This window comes from Methylobacterium jeotgali, from assembly GCF_022179345.1.
Lineage (GTDB): Bacteria > Pseudomonadota > Alphaproteobacteria > Rhizobiales > Beijerinckiaceae > Methylobacterium > Methylobacterium jeotgali.
Genome location: NZ_BPQR01000046.1, coordinates 17,739 through 35,730, shown reverse-complemented (window position 1 = coordinate 35,730; position 17,992 = coordinate 17,739). Strand labels below are relative to the sequence as shown.

The window sequence follows — 17,992 nt, the reverse complement described above, 5'->3', positions numbered from 1 at the left end:
GAAACGGAAACCCTTCCCGCCGCCGGCGGCACCGGGGAACGGCGGCAGACTGGAACGGTTATCGACAGGACTTCGGCGCCCAGCCCACGCGCCCAAGGCGCCTTGCCCGGCGCTCTCCTGACGACCCGAGCCCAACATCCGCGTCCAAGACCCGAGCCCAGGACTCAGCAGCCATGCTTATCGAGAGCGGTTCGCCCGTCGCGGCGGACCAGAGGATCGACATCAGCCTGACCATCAACGGCGAGACGCGGGCGCTCCAGGTCGCCCCCTGGACGACGCTCCTCGACCTGCTGCGCGAGCGCCTCGACCTCACCGGCACCAAGAAGGGCTGCGACCACGGCCAGTGCGGCGCCTGCACGGTGCTCGTGAACGGCACGCGGGTGAATTCCTGCCTCGTCCTCGCGGTGATGAAGGACGGCGCCGAGATCACCACCGTCGAGGGACTCGCGAGCCTTCAAGGCCCCGGCTCCAACGCCCTGCACCCGCTGCAGGAGGCCTTCATCGAGCACGACGCCTTCCAGTGCGGCTACTGCACGCCGGGCCAGCTCTGCTCCTCCGTCGGCCTCCTCAACGAGGGCCATGCCAAGAGCCGCGAGGAAATCCGCGAGGCGATGAGCGGCAACATCTGCCGCTGCGGCGCCTACACCAACATCGTCGACGCCATCGAGGACGTGATGCAGGCGGGGGGCAGCCGATGAACCGCTTCGAGTATGTCCGCGCGGGCACCGTCTCCGAGGCGGTCGCGGCGCTCGCCGCCGACCCGTCTGCCCGCTTCATCGCCGGGGGCACCAACCTCGTCGACCTGATGAAGTACAACGTCGAGCGGCCGAGCCGCCTCGTCGACATCTCCCGCCTTCCCCTCGACGCCATCGAGGAGCGGGACGGCGGCCTGCGCATCGGGGCGCTGGTGCCGAACGCGACGCTTGCCTACGACGAACGGGTCCGCGCCCGCTATCCGCTGCTGGGCGACGCGTTGCTGGCCGGGGCCTCGGCGCAGCTGCGCAACGCGGCCTCGACCGGCGGCAACCTCAACCAGCGCACCCGCTGCTACTACTTCTACGACGAGGGCACGCCTTGCAACAAAAGGCAGCCCGGCTCCGGCTGCCCGGCGATCGGCGGCGTCAACCGCATCCACGCGATCTTCGGCACCAGCGCGCACTGCATCGCCACGCACCCCTCCGACATGTGCGTGGCGCTGGCCGCCCTGGACGCGACTGTCCGCGTCGAGGGGCCGAAGGGCGAGCGCAGCATCGCGTTCTCCGACTACCATCGCCTGCCTGGCGACGATCCGCAGCGCGACACGACCTTGGAGCCCGGCGAGATCGTGCTCTCGGTCGACCTGCCGGAGCGGGGCTTTGCCGAGCGCTACACCTACCTGAAGCTGCGCGACCGGCTCTCCTACGCCTTCGCCCTCGTCTCGGTGGCCGCCGCCCTCGACCTCGACGGGGACACGATCCGCGAGGCGCGGCTCGCGCTCGGCGGCGTCGCGCACAAGCCCTGGCGCAACCGCGAGGCCGAGGCGCTCCTGAAGGGCAAGCCGGCCACGCGGGACAGCTTCCAGGCGGCGGCCGACCTCATCGTCCGCGAGGCGCAGCCGCAATCGCAGAACGGCTTCAAGATCGAACTCGCCCGGCGCGCCATCGTGCGCGGCCTCGAGCAGGCGGCGGCGGGCACGCCGCAATCCTCTTCCGACAAGCGCATCCAGTGAGGCCCGGCATGACCGCAACCTTCAGCCCCACGGGCCGCGACACCTATGTCGGCACCGCCCGCAGCCGCGTCGACGGCCCTGCCAAGGTCACGGGCCTCGCCAAGTATGCCGGCGAGTTCGCTGCCCCCGACCTCGCCCACGGATACGTGGTGTCGAGCCGCATCGCCAAGGGTCGCATCCTGTCGATCGACACCTCGGACGCCGAGAAGGTGCCCGGCGTCGTCAAGGTGCTGACCCACGAGAACCGGCCCCGCACCGCCTTCCTCGCCATGAACTACCGGGACATGGTGGCGCCCCCGGGCTCGCCGTTCCGGGCGCTCTACGACGACAAGATCCATTTCAGCGGCCAGCCCGTCGCGCTCGTCGTCGCCGAGGATTTCGAGACGGCGCGCTTCGCCGCCTCCCTGGTGCGGGTGACCTACGAGGCGGAGACGCCGGCCACCGAGATCGCCGAGCTCAAGGATCTCGCCTACGATCCGCCCAAGAAGCGCTCCGGCATCAAGCCGCCGCCGGAGCCCTGGGGCGATGCCGATGCCGCCTTCGACGGCGCCCCGGTGAAGGTCCGGGAGGACTACCGGCTCGCCATCGAGCATCACAACCCGATGGAGCCCCATGCCTCGACCGTCGTGCGCGAGGGCGATGGCAAGTACACCGTCTACGACAAGACGCAGGGCGTCGCGAACAGCCACGGCTACCTCACGGCGGTGTTCGGCCTGAACAAGGCCGACGTGCGGGTCGTGAACCCCTATATCGGCGGCGGCTTCGGCTCGGGTCTGAGGCCCCAGTACCAGCTCTTCCTCGCCATGCTCGCCGCCCGCGACCTCGACCGCTCCGTGCGCGTGGTGCTGACCCGCGACCAGATGTGGACCTTCACCCACCGCCCCGACGCGCTCCAGACCGTGAGCCTCGGCGCCGGCCCGGACGGGGCGTTGCAGGCGCTCAAGCACGACGTCATCCAGGAGACGTCCCGCTACGAGGACTATCAGGAGACCATCCCGAACTGGTCGGGCGTGCTCTACCGCTGCGACAACGTCGCCATGAGCTACCGGCTCGCGCAGACCGACATGGCCACGCCCGGCGACATGCGCGCGCCCGGCGCCGTCACCGGCGTCTTCGCCATCGAGACGGCGATGGACGAGCTGGCCCAGGCCACGGGCCAGGACCCGATCGCCCTGCGGCTCAGGAACTACGCCGAGGCGGATGCCACGGCCGGCGGCAAGCCCTTCGGCTCCAAGGAGCTGAAGGAGGCGCTCCGGCAGGGGGCCGAGCGCTTCGGCTGGGCGCGGCGCAACCCGGAGCCGCGTTCGACCCGCGAGGGCCGCGAGCTCGTCGGCTGGGGCATGGCCTGCGGCATCTGGGAGGCGATGATGCAGCAGAGCAGCGTTCACGCCGCCCTCACGCCGGACGGGCGGCTGGAGCTCGGCAACGCCACGGGCGACCTCGGCACCGGCACCTACACGATCCTGACGCAGATCGGCGCCGACGCGCTCGGCCTGCGCATGGAGGATGTGACCGTGAAGCTCGGTGACACCCGCCTCGCCGAGGCGCCCGTCGCCGGTGGCTCCTGGACGGCGGCCTCCTCGGGCACGGCCGCGATGCGGGCCTGCCGCGACATCGCCGAGCAGGCCTTCCGCCTCGCCCGCGGCCTCGACGAGTCGCCGCTGGCCAACGTCGAGTTCGATCGGGTGGTGCTCGAAGGCGGCCGCATCGCGGTGGCCGACGATCCCGCCCGCTCCATGGCTCTCACCGACGTGCTCAGGAAGGCGGGCGTCGAGCGGCTGGAGGCGACCGGCAAGGCCGCCCCCGACAAGGACCACGCCAAGCAGTTCGAGAGCTACACCCACTCCGCGATCTTTGCGGAGGTGAAGGTCGACGAGGAGCTCGGCCAGGTCCGCGTCACCCGCATCGTCTCGGCGATCGCGGCGGGCAAGATCCTCAACACCAAGACCGCCCGCAGCCAGATCCTCGGCGGCATCGTCATGGGCATCGGCTCGGCGCTGGAGGAGGAGTCGATGCTCGACCACCGCCTCGGCCGGTTCATGAACCACAACCTCGGCGAGTACCATGTGCCGGTGAACGCCGACATCCACGACATCGAGGTGATCTTCGTCGACGAGGAGGACAAGGCGAACCCGCTCGGCGTGAAGGGGCTCGGCGAGATCGGTATCGTCGGCACCGCGGCGGCCATCGCCAACGCCGTCTTCCACGCCACCGGCAAGCGGGTGCGCCACCTGCCGATCACGGTCGACAAGATCCTCGGCTGACGCAGTCGGAACCGCAGACGACCGAAGGGGCCGCCACCGCGCGGCCCCTTCGCGTATCCGCTCACCGCGGGGTGGGATCGACGCCGAGACGCCCGGCGACGTAGCGGCGCTCCTGGGTGAGGCCGCCGAAGCCGTAGGCGTCCGCCGAGACCTCGTGGACGTGGACGTAGCTCTCGGGGTGCAGATCGCCGAGCAACTCGGCGAAGCCCGCGAAGATCGCGGCGACGAAGCCCTCCTTCTCCTCCTTAGTGTTGGTGCCGTCGACGACCTTGATCTCCAGCCAGACGCTGGCCTTGCCTTGCTCGGCGAGCGAGGGCCCGCCGACGAACCAGGCCGAGGGCTCGGCCCGGGTCACGAGCACGGAAGTGAGGTCGGCGCGCTTGCGCAGGCTCTCGACGGCGTGCCGCGAGGCGATCGCGGCGGCGCGCCGCTCCAGGTCCGGGATGTCGCGATGGGTGGCGAGCGCGATGGTGACGATGGGCATGACGGCTCTCCTCGTTGGATGAGGCGATCCTGCCCGCCGCGATCCCATATGGGAAACGTGTTTATCGCGTTTCAGAAATTGCAAATGCTCATGGTCGTCGCGAAGCGCCGGTGCTAGCCTTCGCTGATGCCCACCCTCGAGATCGACCAGCTCCGGGCCTTCCTCGTCGTCGCCGACCTGCACAGCTTCACCGCGGCCGGGGCCTGCCTCGGGGCGACGCAGTCGGCGGTGTCGCTGCGGCTGGCCAAGCTCGAGGAGCGGCTCGGCCGGCGGCTCCTGGCACGGACCCCGCGAGCGGTCTCGCTGACGCCGGACGGCAGCCGGCTCCTGCCCCATGCCAGGGCGATCCTCGCCGCCCACGACCGGGCGGTGGCCGAGATCGAGGGCGGCGCGACGCGGGGCAGCCTGCGGCTCGCGGTGAGCGACCACGCCGCCGGCGGGCGTCTGGCCTCAGCGCTGGCCGCCCTGCGGGTCGCGCTGCCGCTTCTGGCGCCGGAAGTCACGGTCGGGCTGTCCGGCGCCATGCTCGCCCTCTACGACCGGGGCGAGGCGGAGGCGGTGATCCTGCGTCGCGACGGGGGGCGCGAGGGCACGCGGCTCTTCGAGGACCCGCTGATCTGGGCGGGCGCTCATGCCGATCTCGCCGCGCCCGGCGAGCCGGTGCCGCTCGTAGCGCTCACCGGCCCCTGTGGGGTCAAGGCGGCGGCCACAGGGGCCCTCGACGCGGCGGGCCTGCCCTGGCGCTACGCCTTCCTCGGCGGCTCGGTGAGCGCCCTCCAGGCGGCGCTCCAGGCCGGTCTCGGGGTCGCGGCGCTCGGCGAGCGCCACCTGCCGGCGGGCTGCCTGCGCCTCTCCGAGGGGCTGCCGCCGCTGCCGACCGGCGAGGTCGTGCTGCACAGCCGCCTCGACGGGCCGACGCAGCGCATTCTCGCCGCCGCCTTCGCCGCGCCGGAGGGCCTGCGGAAGGCGGCTTAGAGCCGTTCCCGATCGCGTTGCAATCGAGAGCGGCTCCAAGCCTTCGTTAAGACGCGCTCTCTTTCGCCGAACCGGCAGCCACTTCGGCGGAGAGCGCTCTAAGCCTTCTCGTCCGCTGCCGGTCGGGCGCGGCCGAAATCGGGCTCGGCGGTTTCCTGGCCCATGGCGACGATGCCCCGGCGGATCGCCCGCGTGCGGGTGAACAGGGCATGCAGCGCCTCGCCGTCGCCCCAGCGGATGGCGCGGGCGAGCGCCGAGAGGTCCTCGTTGAAGCGCCCGAGCATCTCCAGCACCGCGTCCTTGTTGGTCAGGAACACGTCCCGCCACATGGTCGGGTCGGAGGCTGCGATCCGGGTGAAATCGCGGAAGCCGCCGGCGGAGAACTTGATCACCTCGGACTGCGTGACCTCCTCGAGGTCGGCGGCCGTGCCGACGATGTTGTAGGCGATGAGATGCGGCACGTGGCTGGTGATGGCGAGCACGAGGTCGTGGTGCTCCGGGGTCATGGTCTCGACGATGGCCCCGAGCCCCTCCCAGAAGCCGCGTACCCGCGCCACCGCCGCCTCGGGGGCATCTTCGGGCGGGGTGAGGATGCACCAGCGCCCGGAGAACAGGGTCGGGAAGCCGGCATCCGGCCCCGAATACTCGGTGCCCGCCACGGGATGGGCAGGCACGAAGGCGATGCCGTCGCCGAGATGCGGGGTGACGGCGGCCACCACCGCCCCCTTCACGGAGCCGACATCCGAGAGCACGGCGCCGGGCTTCATGTGCCCGGCGATCGCCGCCGCCACGTCCCCCACGGCGCCGACGGGCACGCAGAGGATCACGAGGTCGGCGTCGCGCACGCCCTCGGCGGCATCCCCCGTCACGGCGTCGGCGATGCCGAGCTCCTCGACCCGCGCCCGCACGCCCGCGTCCACGTCGATCGCGACGATTCGTTGCGCCAGGCCGAAGCGGCGCGCCCCGCGGGCGAGCGAGGAGCCGATCAGGCCGAGGCCGACGAGGGCAAGGCAGCCGATCGGCGCGTTCGCCTCAGGCATCCCGCGCCTCCCGCAGGAAGCCGGCGAGCCCGGCGACGGCCGCCCGGCAGGCGGTCTCGCTGCCGACGGTGATGCGAAGCGCGTCGGGCAGTCCGTAGGCGGCGACGCGGCGGACCACGACGCCCCGCGCGCTGAGGTAGCCGTCGGCCTGCGCGGCGCCGCGTCTGGCATCCTGCGGGAAGTGGACGAGCACGAAGTTGCCGACGCTCGGCGTGACCGTCAGCCCGAGCGCGGCGATCTCCCGCTCCAGGAAGCCGCGCCATTCGTCGTTGTGGGCGACGGCGCGGGCGACGTGGGTGTCGTCGGCGATGGCCGCCGCGCCCGCCGCGATCGCCGCGGAGGACAGGTTGAACGGTCCCCGGATGCGATTGACCGCATCGACCACGGCGGCGGGGGCGACCATCCAGCCGATGCGCAGCGCCGCGAGCCCGTGTATCTTCGAGAAGGTGCGGGTCATCACGACGTTCTCGGCCTCCAGCACGAGATCGAGCCCGGCCGAATAGTCGTTCGCCCGCACGTACTCGGCATAGGCCCCGTCGAGGACGAGGAGCACGTTGCCCGGCAGACCGGCGTGCAGGCGGCGCACCTCGTCGAAGGGCAGGTAGGTGCCCGTCGGGTTGTTGGGGTTGGCGATGTAGACGATCCGCGTGCGCGGCGTGACCGCGGCGAGCAGCGCGTCGACGTCGGTGGTCAGGTCGCGCTCCGGCGCCACGACCGGCGTGCCGCCCGCCGCCAGGATCGCGATGCGGTAGACGAGGAAGCCGTGCTCCGTGAACAGGCCCTCGTCGCCGGGGCCGACATAGGCGTAGGCGAGGAACGAGAGCAGCTCGTCGGAGCCCGCGCCGCAGACGATCCGGGCCGGATCGAGCCCGTAGCGGGTGCCGATCGCCGCGCGCAGGCGGGTGGAATTGCCGTCCGGGTAGAGGGCGAGCCGCTCGGCCTCCGCCCGCAGCGCCTCGACCGCCGCCGGGCTCGGGCCGAGCGGGGTCTCGTTCGAGGAGAGCTTGTGCACCGGCCCCGCGCCCGTCGCGGCGCTCTTGCCCGGCACGTAGGCCTCGATATCGAGGATGCCGGGGCGGGGGGTGGGACGGTCGGGGCGCAGGTCGGTGGTCATGATGGCGCTGAGAGACAGGAGAGACCGCCCCTCTAGCGCATTTTGCGCCGCCATGGACACCGGCCCGATGCAGGGCAGCCCCTCCGCGGACCTGACCGAGCTGGCAAAGCCAGGCAAGGCCGTTGCCGCCAGCATCGTTAGGCTACCCGCGGCATCAATCACGCCTCGTGGGGGCCGATGCCTCAGCTGAACCATAGCAGATGTGACGATGAGGTCTGTCTATCGGCGCAACATATGTTAGAAGATACTGTCAGATTAGCACGGAAAATCAGAAATTTTCCTTCAAGGGTAGTGAACGCTTCCGTGCGCGCTCGGTTTGGCCAGGACTGACGTTGCGTCATCCAGCCGGAGCGGCAAGCGCCGCCGGACAGCGAGGCTTCCCATGTATTATTTCGACAAGCGGCTGCAGTACCCGGTCAAGGTGGACGCGCCCGATCCGGTCTTCGCGCGCATGCTTCAGCAGGCGATCGGCGGCGTCGAGGGCGAGATCCGCGTCTGCATGCAGTACTTCTTCCAGGCCTGGGGCGCGCGCGGGCCGACGACCAAGTACCGCGACATGCTCCTCAACACGGCCACGGAGGAAATCGGCCATATCGAGATGCTCGCCACCGCGGTAGCGATGAACCTCGAGAAGGCGCCGACGGCGCTCCAGGAGGAGGGGGCGGCCGATGGGGTGGTCGGTGCCGTCATGGGCGGCGGCAGCGCCCGCCACACCATCGAGGGCATGCTCCACCGGCACATCCTCTCGACCGGCATGGCCGCCTTCCCCGCCAACAGCGAGGGCGTCCCCTTCGACATGTCGCACATCTACGCGAGCGGGAACCTCGCCGCGGACATGTACTGCAACGTCGCCGCCGAGACGACCGGGCGCACCCTGGCGGTACGCCTCTTCAACGCCGCGCACGATGCCGGCATGCGGGACATGCTCCACTTCATGATCGCCCGCGACACGATGCATCAGGAGCAGTGGCTGGCGGTGATCGAGGAGCTCGGCGGCCACGAGGGCGCGCTGCCGATTCCGAACAGCTTCCCGCAATCGGCCGAGCACGCTCAGTTCAACTACAACTTCTTCGTCACCTCCGCCGACGGGTCCGTGCCCGAGGCGGCGCGCTGGAACAGCGGCCCGTCGGTGGACGGCCGAGGCGAGTTCTCGACCTTCGTCAACAAGCCGATGGGCGAGGAGCCGGTGCTCGGCCCGGCCCGGCCGGACAGCGGCGCCCAGGCCGAGCAGATCGCCGACGCGCCGATCTGACGCTCTCCCGGCGCCCTCCGCGCGGGGGGCGCCGCCTCACACCCGGAACCGCGCCGCGTGGCTTCCGGCCTCGTCGAGGGTGAGGACTCCGGCGCCGGCCCGGTCGAGGGCGTCGCCGAGCCCGCGGGGGGCGGCGCCGGCGGGGACGGCCAGCAGCAGGCGCTCGGCCCCGCCGCGGGGGTCGGCGCGGGAGACCACCTCGCCGTAGAGATCGTGGAGCGCCCGCTCCGCCGCCTCGCTCCAGGCGCGGCAGCGCAGCGCCAGCAGCACCCAGTCGCGCTGTGCCGCGGCCGGGTCGTCGAGGGGCTTGGCCACGACGAAGACCGGCGTGCCCGCCGGGTGCCGGGGCCGCTCGATGAAGGGCAGGCGGGCGATCACCTTCGGCTGGTCCTCCCCGGTGAGCCCCTCCCACCAGGCGTCGGCGACGGGCGTGCCCCGGCGGGGGTCGAAGCGGAAGATGCCGAGATCGCCCCGCGAGGCCGCCACCGCCGCGATCACCGCCGCCGGGTTCGGATGCGGCCGGTAGGGCACCGTGAAGCCGAAATGGAAGCGGGCGGAGTCGCGCATCGCCGGGTCGCCGCCGGAGACGTCGGCATGGACCGAGAACGGCGCCTGCACGTAGGTGAAGGTCGCGATGATGACCCGCCAGATGCCCTCCACCGTGTCGAGGGGCAGGAGCCCCCGGTGGCGCTCGGCGACGCGGCGCATCATCGCCGCCTCGCGGCCGGGGCGGAAGGCCGAGCCCGCCGCGGCGCCGCCCTTGGCGGCGATCAGCCGGTCGATGATGGCGCCGCGCTCGATCAGTAGCGCGTGCATCTGCGCGTCGATCCGGTCGATCTCGGCGCGCAGCGCGGCGAGGTCCTCTCGGGCGGTCCGCTGGGGCGTGTGCATGCGGGGAATGCGGCGCCGGGTTCGACGGAAGGCCCGCCCCTTCTACGATCGCGGGGCGCGCGGGGCCAGCGCGCGCGGGGCTCTTTCCGGAAGGTCCTTTCGTTGACGCCCGTCCCGGCCGATACTACCTCCCCGCGACGGCCGTCCGCCGAGGGCGGTCCTCAGAACACGCCATGGACACTCCCCTCGACCTCGTGGCGCCTTCGGGCCCCGCCGAAAGCCTGGCGCCGGACGAGGCGCGCCGCGGCCTCTTCGAGCCGGCGCAGGCGCATGACCCGACGAGCCCCGTCGCCCGCTTCGACGCGCGGACGCCGCTCGCCATGGATGCCGGCGTCAGCCTGGCGCCGTTCCAGATCGCCTACCAGACGGCGGGCACGCTCAACGCCGACCGCTCGAACGCCGTCCTGATCTGCCACGCGCTCACCGGCGACCAGCACTTCGCCCACACCCACCCCGTCACCGGCAAGCCCGGCTGGTGGGAGCGGCTCGTCGGACCGGGCAAGCCCGTCGACACCGACCGTTACTTCGTCATCTGCTCGAACGTCGTCGGCTCCTGCATGGGCTCGACGGGCCCCGCCTCGATCGACCCGGCCACCGGCCGGCCCTACGGGCTCGGCTTCCCGCTGGTGACGATCCGCGACATGGTCCGCGCCCAGGCGATGCTGCTGGACAAGCTCGGCATCCCGGACCTGTTCCTGTGCATCGGCGGCTCGATGGGCGGGATGCAGGTGCTGCAATGGGCCTCGCTCTTTCCCGAGCGGGTCTTCTCCGCGATGCCGATCGCGACGGGGGCCCGGCACTCGGCCCAGAACATCGCCTTCCACGAGGTCGGACGGCAGGCGATCATGGCCGATCCCGCCTGGGCGGAGGGGCGCTATCTCGAGGCAGGGACGAGGCCTGCCAAGGGGCTCGGCGTCGCACGGATGGGCGCGCACATCACCTACCTCTCGGAGCCGGCGCTGCACCGCAAGTTCGGCCGGCGCTTCCAGGGGGGCTCGGCGCCGACCTTCTCCTTCAACGCCGACTTCCAGATCGAGAGCTACCTGCGCCACCAGGGACTCTCCTTCGTGGAGCGCTTCGACGCCAACGCCTACCTCTACCTGACGCGGGCGATGGACTATTTCGACCTCGCCGAGGACCATGGCGGCGTGCTCGCCAACGCCTTCCGGGGCACGCGCACCCGGTTCTGCGTGATCTCCTTCACCTCGGACTGGCTGTTCCCGACGGCGGATTCCCGCGCCATCGTCCACGCGCTGAACGCGGCCGCCGCGCCCGTGGCCTTCGTCGAGGTCGAGAGCGACAAGGGCCACGACGCCTTCCTACTCGAGGAGCCGGCGATGTTCTCGGCGGCGCGGGGCTTCATCGACGCGGCGGCGCGGGCGAGGGGCCTGTGAGACGCGACGCAAGAGCCCCTCTCCCGTCTGCGGGAGAGGGGGCCCCGCGGATGCGGGATCGGGCGGCCGTCCTGCCGCGTGCAGGTCGTCCGGAAGCGGCGTCTCCCTCCCCCGCGGAGGGCGGCGGGACATGCGCGCACGGTCGAGCGGGATGAAGCAGCGCAACGACGATGCCCTGCTGCCGGTCGGCGGCGCCGCCTCGGCGCCGTGGCGGAGCGCCGGGGAGCTGCCGCGCTCGCCCGAGAGCGGGTCCGAGCGCGTCGACCACCTCATCGTGCTCGGGCTCGTGCCGCACGGGGCGCGGGTCCTCGACATCGGCTGCGGCGACGGCACCCTGCTCGCCCTGCTGCGGGACCGGCGCAGCGTCGACGGGCGCGGCATCGAACTGTCCCGCGAGGGCGTCAACGCCTGCCTCGCCCGCGGCCTCTCGGTGATCCAGGGGGACGCCGACACCGATCTCGCCAACTATCCCGACGACGCCTTCGACGTGGTGGTGCTCTCCCAGACCATCCAGGCGACCCGCAACCCGAGGATCGTGCTGGAGCACCTGCTGCGCATCGGCCGGCAGGTGGTGATCTCCTTCCCGAACTTCGGGCACTGGCGGGTGCGGGCCGAGCTCGCCTTCCGGGGCCGCATGCCCGTCACCGAGATCCTGCCGGAGGCCTGGTACGAGACGCCCAACATCCACCACTGCACGATCCGGGACTTCGTCGGCCTCTGCCGGGAGGTCGGGGCGCGGATCGAGAGGGCCACCGCGCTCGATGCGCGGGGCCACGAGATGCGCTTCTCGCTGCCCTGGTGGGTCTGGAACCTGATCGGCGCGCAGGGGGTGTTCCTGCTCCGCCGGGGCCGCTGAGGCGGCGCTCGGAAAGCGCCTCTCAGGCCGCCGCGGCCGGGCGGCTTCGGGCGAGCTCGACCCGATTGCGGCCGGCGCCCTTGGCCCGGTAGAGCGCCGCGTCGGCCTCCCGCATCAGGGCCGAGAAGCCGATCGCCCGGCCCCGCGGCCGCTGCGCGACGCCGACGCTGACGCCGAGCGCCAGACCCGGCAGCTGCGCCCGCGCGATCTCGGCCATGGCCAGACGCACCCGTCCCGCCGCCGCCGCGGCCTCGTCCAGGCTCCGGTCCGGCAGCAGGCAGGCGAACTCCTCGCCGCCGAGCCGGCCGAGAACCGCCTCCGGCGGCAGCAGGCCGCGCGCCAGGGTCGCGAAGCCGACGAGCACGCCGTCGCCGACCTCGTGGCCGTAGGTGTCGTTGACCCGCTTGAAGTGGTCGAGGTCGAACACGAGCAGGCAGGCCGGCCGGCTCCTGTGGGCGAGGATCGCCGCGCTCCGCTCCGTCAGCGCGCGCCGGTTGAGCAGTCCCGTCAGCGGGTCGGTCTCGGCGGCGCGGCGCTGGACGTGCTCGGCCCGCTCCTTGGTGAGGGTGATGAGGGTGAAGGCGATCCCCACCGTGAACAGCATGCTCACGAAGCACACGGCCACGACCCAGGGCGACTCGAGGAGGTCGTTGCCCGGGGCGGGCACCGTGAGGATCGCGATCGGCACCCGTACCGCGTAGACGATGCCGCAGGTCGCGATCAGCGCCAGCGCCGGGTAGCGGGAGACCAGGGCCTCGTCGCGCCCGCGCCAGACCTCGCGGGCGGCCAGGGCGCAGTAGAGCGTCACCAGGCAGGAGGCCACGACGATCCGGGCCGACAGGCTGGCGTAGAAGGACGGCACCAGGCAGAGCACGATCCAGGCCGCGCCGCCGGCCAGCGCCGCGACCGGCAGGGCGGGGCGCCCCTCGAAGAGCCGCAGCCCGCTCCAGAGCAGCCCGTAGGCGGACAGGATGAGGACGTTGGCGAGCCCGATGGACAGGGCGTCCGGGACGACGCCGCGCAGCGCGATCAACCCCGAGCCGGCGCTCGCGACTAGGTGCGCGAGGCCCCAGGTCGCGAGCGCCCGCGTGTCCCGTGCCTGGCTCCAGGAGAGTACGAACAGGCAGCCGACCGCGAAGGTCAGCACGCAGGTGACGACGAGCAGGGTCGATCGATCGAGGATCATCGCTCCGGTCCGGCAGCTTCCGGTGGGACCCACCGGAGCGAATCATAACTCTAGGATGTCGCGGACCGGTTGATAAGGCCGAGCTGCGATCGGCGCCACGGGGTCGCGGCGGGGGTGTTCAGTCCTCCCGCTTGGCCGCCGGCGGGGGCGGGAGCGGCGTGATCCGCAGCGTCGCGATCCGGTTGCGGGCCTTGCGCAGCACCTTGAAGCGGAAGCCGTAGAAGTTGAAGGCGGTGCCCTGGTCGGGAATGGTGCGGGCCTCGTGGATGACGAGACCGGCGATCGTGGTCGCCTCCTCGTCGGGGAGGTTCCAGTCCATGGCCCGGTTGAGGTCGCGGATCGGCACCCCGCCATCGGCGTTCACCGAGCCGTCCGGCTGCACGCGGACGCCCGAGACCGCCACGTCGTGCTCGTCGGCGATGTCGCCGACGATCTCCTCCAGGATGTCCTCCAGCGTCACGAGGCCCATCACCTCGCCGTACTCGTCGACGACGAGGGCGAAATGGGTCTTGCGGGTGAGGAAGGCCTTGAGCTGGTCGCGCAGCGAGGTGGTGCCGGGCACGAACCAGGTCTCGAGCGCCAGCGCCTCGACGCTGAGCCGGGAGGCGTCGCCCCCGGCGGCGTCGAGGGCCCGGAGCAAGTCCTTGGCGTGCAGGACGCCGACGATGTTCTCCGGCGTGCCCCGCCACAGGGGCATGCGGGTATAGGGGGAGGCCAGCACCTCGCGCACGATCTCCTGCGAGGGCAGGTCGGCGTCGATGGTGCGCATGGTGGTGCGGTGGACCATCACCTCCGAAACCGACAGGTCGGAGAGGTCGAGGAGGCCGCCGAGCATGTCGCGCTCCGCCTTGGCGACGCCGCCCTCCCGGTGGAGCAGCGCCACCTGGCCGCGGATCTCCTCCGTCGGCGAGAGGATCGACTGGTGCTCGCCGATGCTGACGCCGAAGGGGCGCAGCATCAGGCGCACCACCGCCTCGATCGCCAGGGCGGGTGGCCCCAGCAGCGCCACCGCGAAGGCGACGGGCCGGGCCATGAGCAGGGCCGCCTGCTCGGCCTTGGTGATGGCGAGCGTCTTCGGCAGCACCTCGGCGAAGACGATGACGAGCACCGACATCACGGCCGTCGCGTAGAGGACGCCGCTCTTGCCGAACACCGCCGTCAGCACGCTCGTCATGAAGGCCGAGGCGCCGATGGCGACGATGTTGTAGCCGATCAGCATGGCGCCGATGAAGCGCTCGCGCACCGCCAGGATGCGGTTGACGATGGCCGCGCGGGCGTCCCCCGCGTTCTCGAGCGAGAGCATCCGCGCCCGGGAGGCGGCGGTGAAGGCGGTCTCGGCCCCGGCGAAGAAGGCCGACAGCAGGAGCGACATCGCGACGATGCTCGCCGCGAGCCAGAGGTCGATATGGGCTTCCATCAGCGATCATCCTCGGCGCGCGGACCTGCCGGTCCCGCGCCACGCGCGGCGCCTGCCTTAGCGCATTCCGCGCCGGAGCGGGCCTCCGCCGTCCGTCCCCGAGGACCGGTTCCGGCGAGGCCGCCCGCTCACGCCGCGAGCTCGTCCTGGAGGAAGGCGCGGACCTCCGCCCGGTCGATGCCCGGCGCGATGAAGCTCTTCCCGATGCCGCGGGCGAGGATGAAGGTCAGCGCCCCGTCGCGGACCTTCTTGTCCTGAGCCATGGCGTCGAGGAGGGCGTCGGCGTCGCCGCAGCCGCCGGGCACCTGCGCCAGCGTCGTCGGCAGGCCGGCCATGGCGAGGTGGTTGGCCACGCGCCCCGCATCCTGGCCGGGGCAGAGCCCGAGGCGTGCCGAGAAGCGGAAGGCCAGCGCGAGGCCGATCGCCACGCCCTCGCCGTGGACGAGCCGGGCGCCGTCGTAGCCGGTGAGGCGCTCGAGCGCGTGCCCGAATGTGTGGCCGAGGTTGAGCAGCGCCCGCTCGCCGTCCTCGCGCTCGTCGCGGACGACGACCCCGGCCTTGGCCCGGCAGCAGACGGCGACCGCCTCGTCCCGCTCCGGACCGCCCGAGAAGATGCCGGCCCAATGCGCCTCGCACCAGTCGAAGAAGCCGGCGTCGCCGATGAGCCCGTACTTCGCCACCTCCGCGTAGCCCGCCTGCATCTCGCGCTCCGAGAGCGTGTCGAGGGTGGCGGTGTCGGCGAGCACCAGGCGCGGCTGGTGGAAGGCGCCGATGAGGTTCTTGCCGAGCGGCGAGTTGATGCCGGTCTTGCCGCCGACCGAGGAATCGACCTGCGCCAGCAGCGAGGTCGGCACCTGCACGAAGCGCACGCCCCGGCGCAGGCTCGCGGCCGCGAAGCCCGCCAGATCCCCGACCACCCCGCCCCCGAGCGCCACGACGAGGTCGCCCCGCTCCACCTTGTGGGCGAGAAGCCCGTCGCAGACGGCGGCGAAGCAGCCGTAGGATTTCGAGGCCTCGCCCGGCGGCACCGTGACGAGGCCCGAGCGCAGGCCCGCCGCCTCCAGGCTCTCCCGCAAGGGCGCGGCGTAGAGCGCGGCGACGGTCTCGTCGCTGACGATCACCGCCGCGCGGCCCTTCAGCGCCGCGACGCGCCCGCCGGCGCCCGCGATCAGCCCGCGGCCGATCAGAATGTCGTAGTCGCGGCCCCCGTCGAGGGGCACGTGGACCGTGAGATGGGGGGAAGGCTTGCTCACTGTCTCGCTCACTGCGCGGCGACGCCCTCGCTGGAGGGCGGATCGAGATGCTGGTCGAGCGCCTCGAGCACGTCCTGCACGACCCGGTCGTGGGAGACCTCGCGGGAGAGCACCGCCACGTCGGCCCCGCCGTAGACGGGATGGCGCGCCTCCATCAAGGCGCGCATCGTCTCCTCCGGGTCCTCGGTCTGGAGGAGGGGACGGTTGCCGCGCTTGCGCACCCGGCGCATCAGCACGTCGAGCTCGGCCTTGAGCCAGACCGAGACGCCGCTCTCGCGGATGCGCTCGCGCGTGGTCTCGCGCATGAAGGCGCCGCCGCCCGTGGCGATGACGAGCGGCCCCTCGCGCAGGAGCCGGCCGATGACCCGCTCCTCGCCCTCGCGGAAGCTCGGCTCCCCGTAGATCGCGAAGATGTCGGGGATGGTGAGGCCGGCCGCCGCCTCGATCTCGTTGTCGGCGTCCTTGAAGATCATGCCGAGCCGCCCGGCGAGCCGCCGCCCGACGGTGCTCTTGCCCGCGCCCATCAGCCCGACGAGCACGATCGAGCGCGCGCCGAGGGCGCGACGCACGCGCAGCTCGATCGGCGGCCCGTGCTCGTCCGCGCGGAGGTTCTCCGCACGAGGCTCGGGTTCGCTCATCGGTGGGATCGCGGCGTCCGCGCGCGCCGCATCGTCCTGGGGGCTGACATGGTGAGCGCGTCTTATCGCGTTTCCGCGTCCCGACGAAGCGCCGCGCGCTCAAGAAGTGCGGGACGGGCCTCTGTTGCATCGCGGTGCTTGCCAGGCGGCGGCGGCCATGGTTCTCACGGGGCGACGTCTGATCGAGGTGCGGTCGGCCGGATCCGCCGCTGTTACGGCTTGATTCACCGGTCCGCGCGTTCATGGCCGGAGGGATCGCGGGGGCGCGCCGCCTCCGGCCCCATCGAGGTTCGACCGCCGTGCCGACCCTGTTCCGGTTTCTCGCCACCATCGCGATCCTCGCCGGGCTCGCCTTCGCCGGCATGTTCGCGCTCGCCACCTTCGTCGAGCCGACGCCCCGCGAGATGAGCGTGACGATCCCCGCCGCGAAGCTGCAGCCGGGCGGTCGGTGACGGCGGGCCGCCCTTCCGCGGGCCCGAAGGCGCGCCGGGCGGCCGCGCCGAAGCCGGGGCCGGAGGTCGCGGCCTATCTCGACATGCTGGCCGCCGAGCGGGGCGCGGCGCGCAACACCCTCGACGCCTACGCCCGCGACCTCGACGACTACATCGCCCATCTCGCGCAGGCCGGAATCGCCCTCGACGCGGTCGGGGCGGGGACGCTGCGCGACTATCTCGCCGGCCTCGCCGAGCGCGGCTTCAGCGGCGCCTCCGCGGCGCGGCGGCTCTCCTGCGTGCGCGGCTTCCACCGCTTCCTCTACGCGGAGGGGCTGGCGTCGGGCGATCCCGGTGCGCCGGTGGCGGGGCCGCGCCGCTCCCGCCCGCTGCCCAAGGTGCTCGGCGTCGCCGAGGTCGACCGGCTGCTCGCCGTCGCCCGCGAGCGGATCGGCCTCGCGGCCAACGATGGTGAGGCGGGGCGGGCGGCGCGGATGCTGTGCCTGCTGGAGACCCTCTACGCCACGGGCCTGCGCGTCTCCGAGCTCGTCGCCCTGCCGCGCTCCGCCGCGACGACGCGGGAGCGCTACCTCGTGGTGCGCGGCAAGGGCGGCCGCGAGCGCATCGTGCCCCTGACGGAGGTCGCGCGCGAGGCCATGCGCGCCCATCTCGCGCATCTGCCCGCCGAAGGGCTCTGGCTGTTTCCCGCCGACAGCGAGAGCGGGCACCTCACCCGGCAGGCCTTCGCCCGCGACCTCAAGGCGGCGGCGGGCGCTGCCGGCATCCGGGCCGACCGGATCAGCCCCCACGTGCTGCGCCACGCCTTCGCCAGCCATCTCCTCCAGAACGGTGCCGACCTGCGCGTGGTCCAGGAGCTGCTCGGCCATGCCGACATCGCCACGACCCAGATCTACACCCACGTCCTCGACGCACGGCTCAAGGGCATGGTCCGCGACCTGCATCCGCTGATGGACGGCGAGGCCTGATCTGCGGCGCTCGTTCCAGCAGATCGCGGCATGTGCATGCCCCCCGCGTCGGAAAGGGTGATTGTGCGGCTGCGATAGGCACGGTAAAATTACAGCTTGACAA

At 72.2% G+C, this 17,992-nt stretch carries 17 protein-coding genes; 9 read left to right on the top strand and 8 right to left on the bottom strand.

All coding sequences use genetic code 11. The features are described 5' to 3' along the window. The first annotated feature begins 173 nt into the window (after positions 1-173). From MFF04_RS14295 to MFF04_RS14285, 3 genes are read left to right on the top strand one after another with little or no spacing between them, the layout of a single operon-like run. A complete protein-coding gene (locus MFF04_RS14295; RefSeq protein WP_238276715.1) occupies positions 174-698 on the top strand; it encodes a (2Fe-2S)-binding protein in 525 nt (174 codons plus the stop codon). Beyond that, complete coding sequence (locus MFF04_RS14290) at positions 695-1,708, top strand: FAD binding domain-containing protein (RefSeq protein WP_238276713.1); 1,014 nt, start codon at positions 695-697, stop codon at positions 1,706-1,708. The genes MFF04_RS14295 and MFF04_RS14290 overlap by 4 nt, the downstream gene beginning before the upstream one ends. An 8-nt stretch (positions 1,709-1,716) precedes the next feature. Then, entirely contained in the window at positions 1,717-3,972 is a 2,256-nt protein-coding gene (locus MFF04_RS14285) for a xanthine dehydrogenase family protein molybdopterin-binding subunit (RefSeq protein WP_238276711.1), read from the top strand. A 61-nt stretch (positions 3,973-4,033) separates the two neighbouring features. Here MFF04_RS14285 and MFF04_RS14280 read toward each other — a convergent pair whose 3' ends face one another. Beyond that, positions 4,034-4,456, bottom strand: coding sequence for a tautomerase family protein (locus MFF04_RS14280; RefSeq protein WP_238276710.1), 423 nt, complete (start codon positions 4,454-4,456; stop codon positions 4,034-4,036). Between the two features lie 126 nt (positions 4,457-4,582). On the opposite strand from MFF04_RS14280, the gene MFF04_RS14275 reads away from it, so the two are divergent. Then, entirely contained in the window at positions 4,583-5,431 is an 849-nt protein-coding gene (locus MFF04_RS14275) for a LysR family transcriptional regulator (RefSeq protein ID WP_238276709.1), read from the top strand. Between the two features lie 98 nt (positions 5,432-5,529). Here MFF04_RS14275 and MFF04_RS14270 read toward each other — a convergent pair whose 3' ends face one another. Next, positions 5,530-6,471 (bottom strand): prephenate/arogenate dehydrogenase family protein, encoded by a 942-nt coding sequence (locus MFF04_RS14270; RefSeq protein ID WP_238276708.1) that lies wholly within the window; start codon positions 6,469-6,471, stop codon positions 5,530-5,532. Further along, a complete protein-coding gene (locus MFF04_RS14265; protein ID WP_238276707.1) occupies positions 6,464-7,585 on the bottom strand; it encodes a pyridoxal phosphate-dependent aminotransferase in 1,122 nt (373 codons plus the stop codon). The genes MFF04_RS14270 and MFF04_RS14265 overlap by 8 nt, the downstream gene beginning before the upstream one ends. A gap of 382 nt (positions 7,586-7,967) precedes the next feature. Between MFF04_RS14265 and MFF04_RS14260 the strand changes: the two genes are divergently transcribed. Next, the gene (locus tag MFF04_RS14260) at positions 7,968-8,837 is read left to right on the top strand and encodes a manganese catalase family protein (protein WP_238276706.1); all 870 of its coding nucleotides are present in this window, start codon (positions 7,968-7,970) and stop codon (positions 8,835-8,837) included. Between the two features lie 36 nt (positions 8,838-8,873). On the opposite strand, the gene MFF04_RS14255 is transcribed toward MFF04_RS14260, so the two are convergent. After that, the gene (locus MFF04_RS14255) at positions 8,874-9,728 is read right to left on the bottom strand and encodes a chorismate mutase (protein ID WP_238276705.1); all 855 of its coding nucleotides are present in this window, start codon (positions 9,726-9,728) and stop codon (positions 8,874-8,876) included. Positions 9,729-9,901: 173 nt separating this feature from the next. Between MFF04_RS14255 and metX the strand changes: the two genes are divergently transcribed. Beyond that, a complete protein-coding gene (gene metX, locus MFF04_RS14250) occupies positions 9,902-11,122 on the top strand; it encodes a homoserine O-acetyltransferase MetX (RefSeq protein ID WP_238276704.1) in 1,221 nt (406 codons plus the stop codon). Between the two features lie 151 nt (positions 11,123-11,273). After that, positions 11,274-11,978 (top strand): methionine biosynthesis protein MetW, encoded by a 705-nt coding sequence (metW, locus tag MFF04_RS14245; RefSeq protein ID WP_238276778.1) that lies wholly within the window; start codon positions 11,274-11,276, stop codon positions 11,976-11,978. Positions 11,979-12,000: 22 nt separating this feature from the next. Here the strand turns inward: metW and MFF04_RS14240 are convergent, their stop codons facing one another. The 4 genes from MFF04_RS14240 to MFF04_RS14225 all read right to left on the bottom strand — a co-directional run bounded on the left by MFF04_RS14240 (position 12,001) and on the right by MFF04_RS14225 (position 16,472). Further along, positions 12,001-13,164, bottom strand: coding sequence for a GGDEF domain-containing protein (locus MFF04_RS14240; protein ID WP_238276703.1), 1,164 nt, complete (start codon positions 13,162-13,164; stop codon positions 12,001-12,003). A gap of 118 nt (positions 13,165-13,282) precedes the next feature. After that, a complete protein-coding gene (locus tag MFF04_RS14235; RefSeq protein ID WP_238276702.1) occupies positions 13,283-14,581 on the bottom strand; it encodes an HlyC/CorC family transporter in 1,299 nt (432 codons plus the stop codon). 128 nt (positions 14,582-14,709) lie between these two features. Next, the gene (gene aroB, locus MFF04_RS14230; RefSeq protein WP_238276701.1) at positions 14,710-15,834 is read right to left on the bottom strand and encodes a 3-dehydroquinate synthase; all 1,125 of its coding nucleotides are present in this window, start codon (positions 15,832-15,834) and stop codon (positions 14,710-14,712) included. An 8-nt stretch (positions 15,835-15,842) separates the two neighbouring features. Next, positions 15,843-16,472, bottom strand: coding sequence for a shikimate kinase (locus MFF04_RS14225; RefSeq protein WP_238276700.1), 630 nt, complete (start codon positions 16,470-16,472; stop codon positions 15,843-15,845). 299 nt (positions 16,473-16,771) lie between these two features. Between MFF04_RS14225 and MFF04_RS14220 the strand changes: the two genes are divergently transcribed. Continuing rightward, positions 16,772-16,924, top strand: coding sequence for a histidine kinase (locus tag MFF04_RS14220; RefSeq protein ID WP_238276699.1), 153 nt, complete (start codon positions 16,772-16,774; stop codon positions 16,922-16,924). Next, on the top strand, positions 16,921-17,889 hold the full coding sequence (locus tag MFF04_RS14215; RefSeq protein WP_283206374.1) for a site-specific tyrosine recombinase XerD: 969 nt from the start codon (positions 16,921-16,923) through the stop codon (positions 17,887-17,889). Before MFF04_RS14220 ends, MFF04_RS14215 begins: the two co-directional genes overlap by 4 nt. Positions 17,890-17,992: the final 103 nt, after the last annotated feature.

Bases quoted from the DNA above. Each gene is read 5' to 3' on its own strand.
- MFF04_RS14295 (WP_238276715.1), top strand. From the start codon at position 174: ATGCTTATCGAGAGCGGTTCGCCCGTCGCGGCGGACCAGAGGATCGAC.
- MFF04_RS14290 (WP_238276713.1), top strand. From the start codon at position 695: ATGAACCGCTTCGAGTATGTCCGCGCGGGCACCGTCTCCGAGGCGGTC.
- MFF04_RS14285 (WP_238276711.1), top strand. From the start codon at position 1,717: ATGACCGCAACCTTCAGCCCCACGGGCCGCGACACCTATGTCGGCACC.
- MFF04_RS14280 (WP_238276710.1), bottom strand. From the start codon at position 4,456: ATGCCCATCGTCACCATCGCGCTCGCCACCCATCGCGACATCCCGGAC.
- MFF04_RS14275 (WP_238276709.1), top strand. From the start codon at position 4,583: ATGCCCACCCTCGAGATCGACCAGCTCCGGGCCTTCCTCGTCGTCGCC.
- MFF04_RS14270 (WP_238276708.1), bottom strand. From the start codon at position 6,471: ATGCCTGAGGCGAACGCGCCGATCGGCTGCCTTGCCCTCGTCGGCCTC.
- MFF04_RS14265 (WP_238276707.1), bottom strand. From the start codon at position 7,585: ATGACCACCGACCTGCGCCCCGACCGTCCCACCCCCCGCCCCGGCATC.
- MFF04_RS14260 (WP_238276706.1), top strand. From the start codon at position 7,968: ATGTATTATTTCGACAAGCGGCTGCAGTACCCGGTCAAGGTGGACGCG.
- MFF04_RS14255 (WP_238276705.1), bottom strand. From the start codon at position 9,728: ATGCACACGCCCCAGCGGACCGCCCGAGAGGACCTCGCCGCGCTGCGC.
- metX (WP_238276704.1), top strand. From the start codon at position 9,902: ATGGACACTCCCCTCGACCTCGTGGCGCCTTCGGGCCCCGCCGAAAGC.
- metW (WP_238276778.1), top strand. From the start codon at position 11,274: ATGAAGCAGCGCAACGACGATGCCCTGCTGCCGGTCGGCGGCGCCGCC.
- MFF04_RS14240 (WP_238276703.1), bottom strand. From the start codon at position 13,164: ATGATCCTCGATCGATCGACCCTGCTCGTCGTCACCTGCGTGCTGACC.
- MFF04_RS14235 (WP_238276702.1), bottom strand. From the start codon at position 14,581: ATGGAAGCCCATATCGACCTCTGGCTCGCGGCGAGCATCGTCGCGATG.
- MFF04_RS14225 (WP_238276700.1), bottom strand. From the start codon at position 16,472: ATGAGCGAACCCGAGCCTCGTGCGGAGAACCTCCGCGCGGACGAGCAC.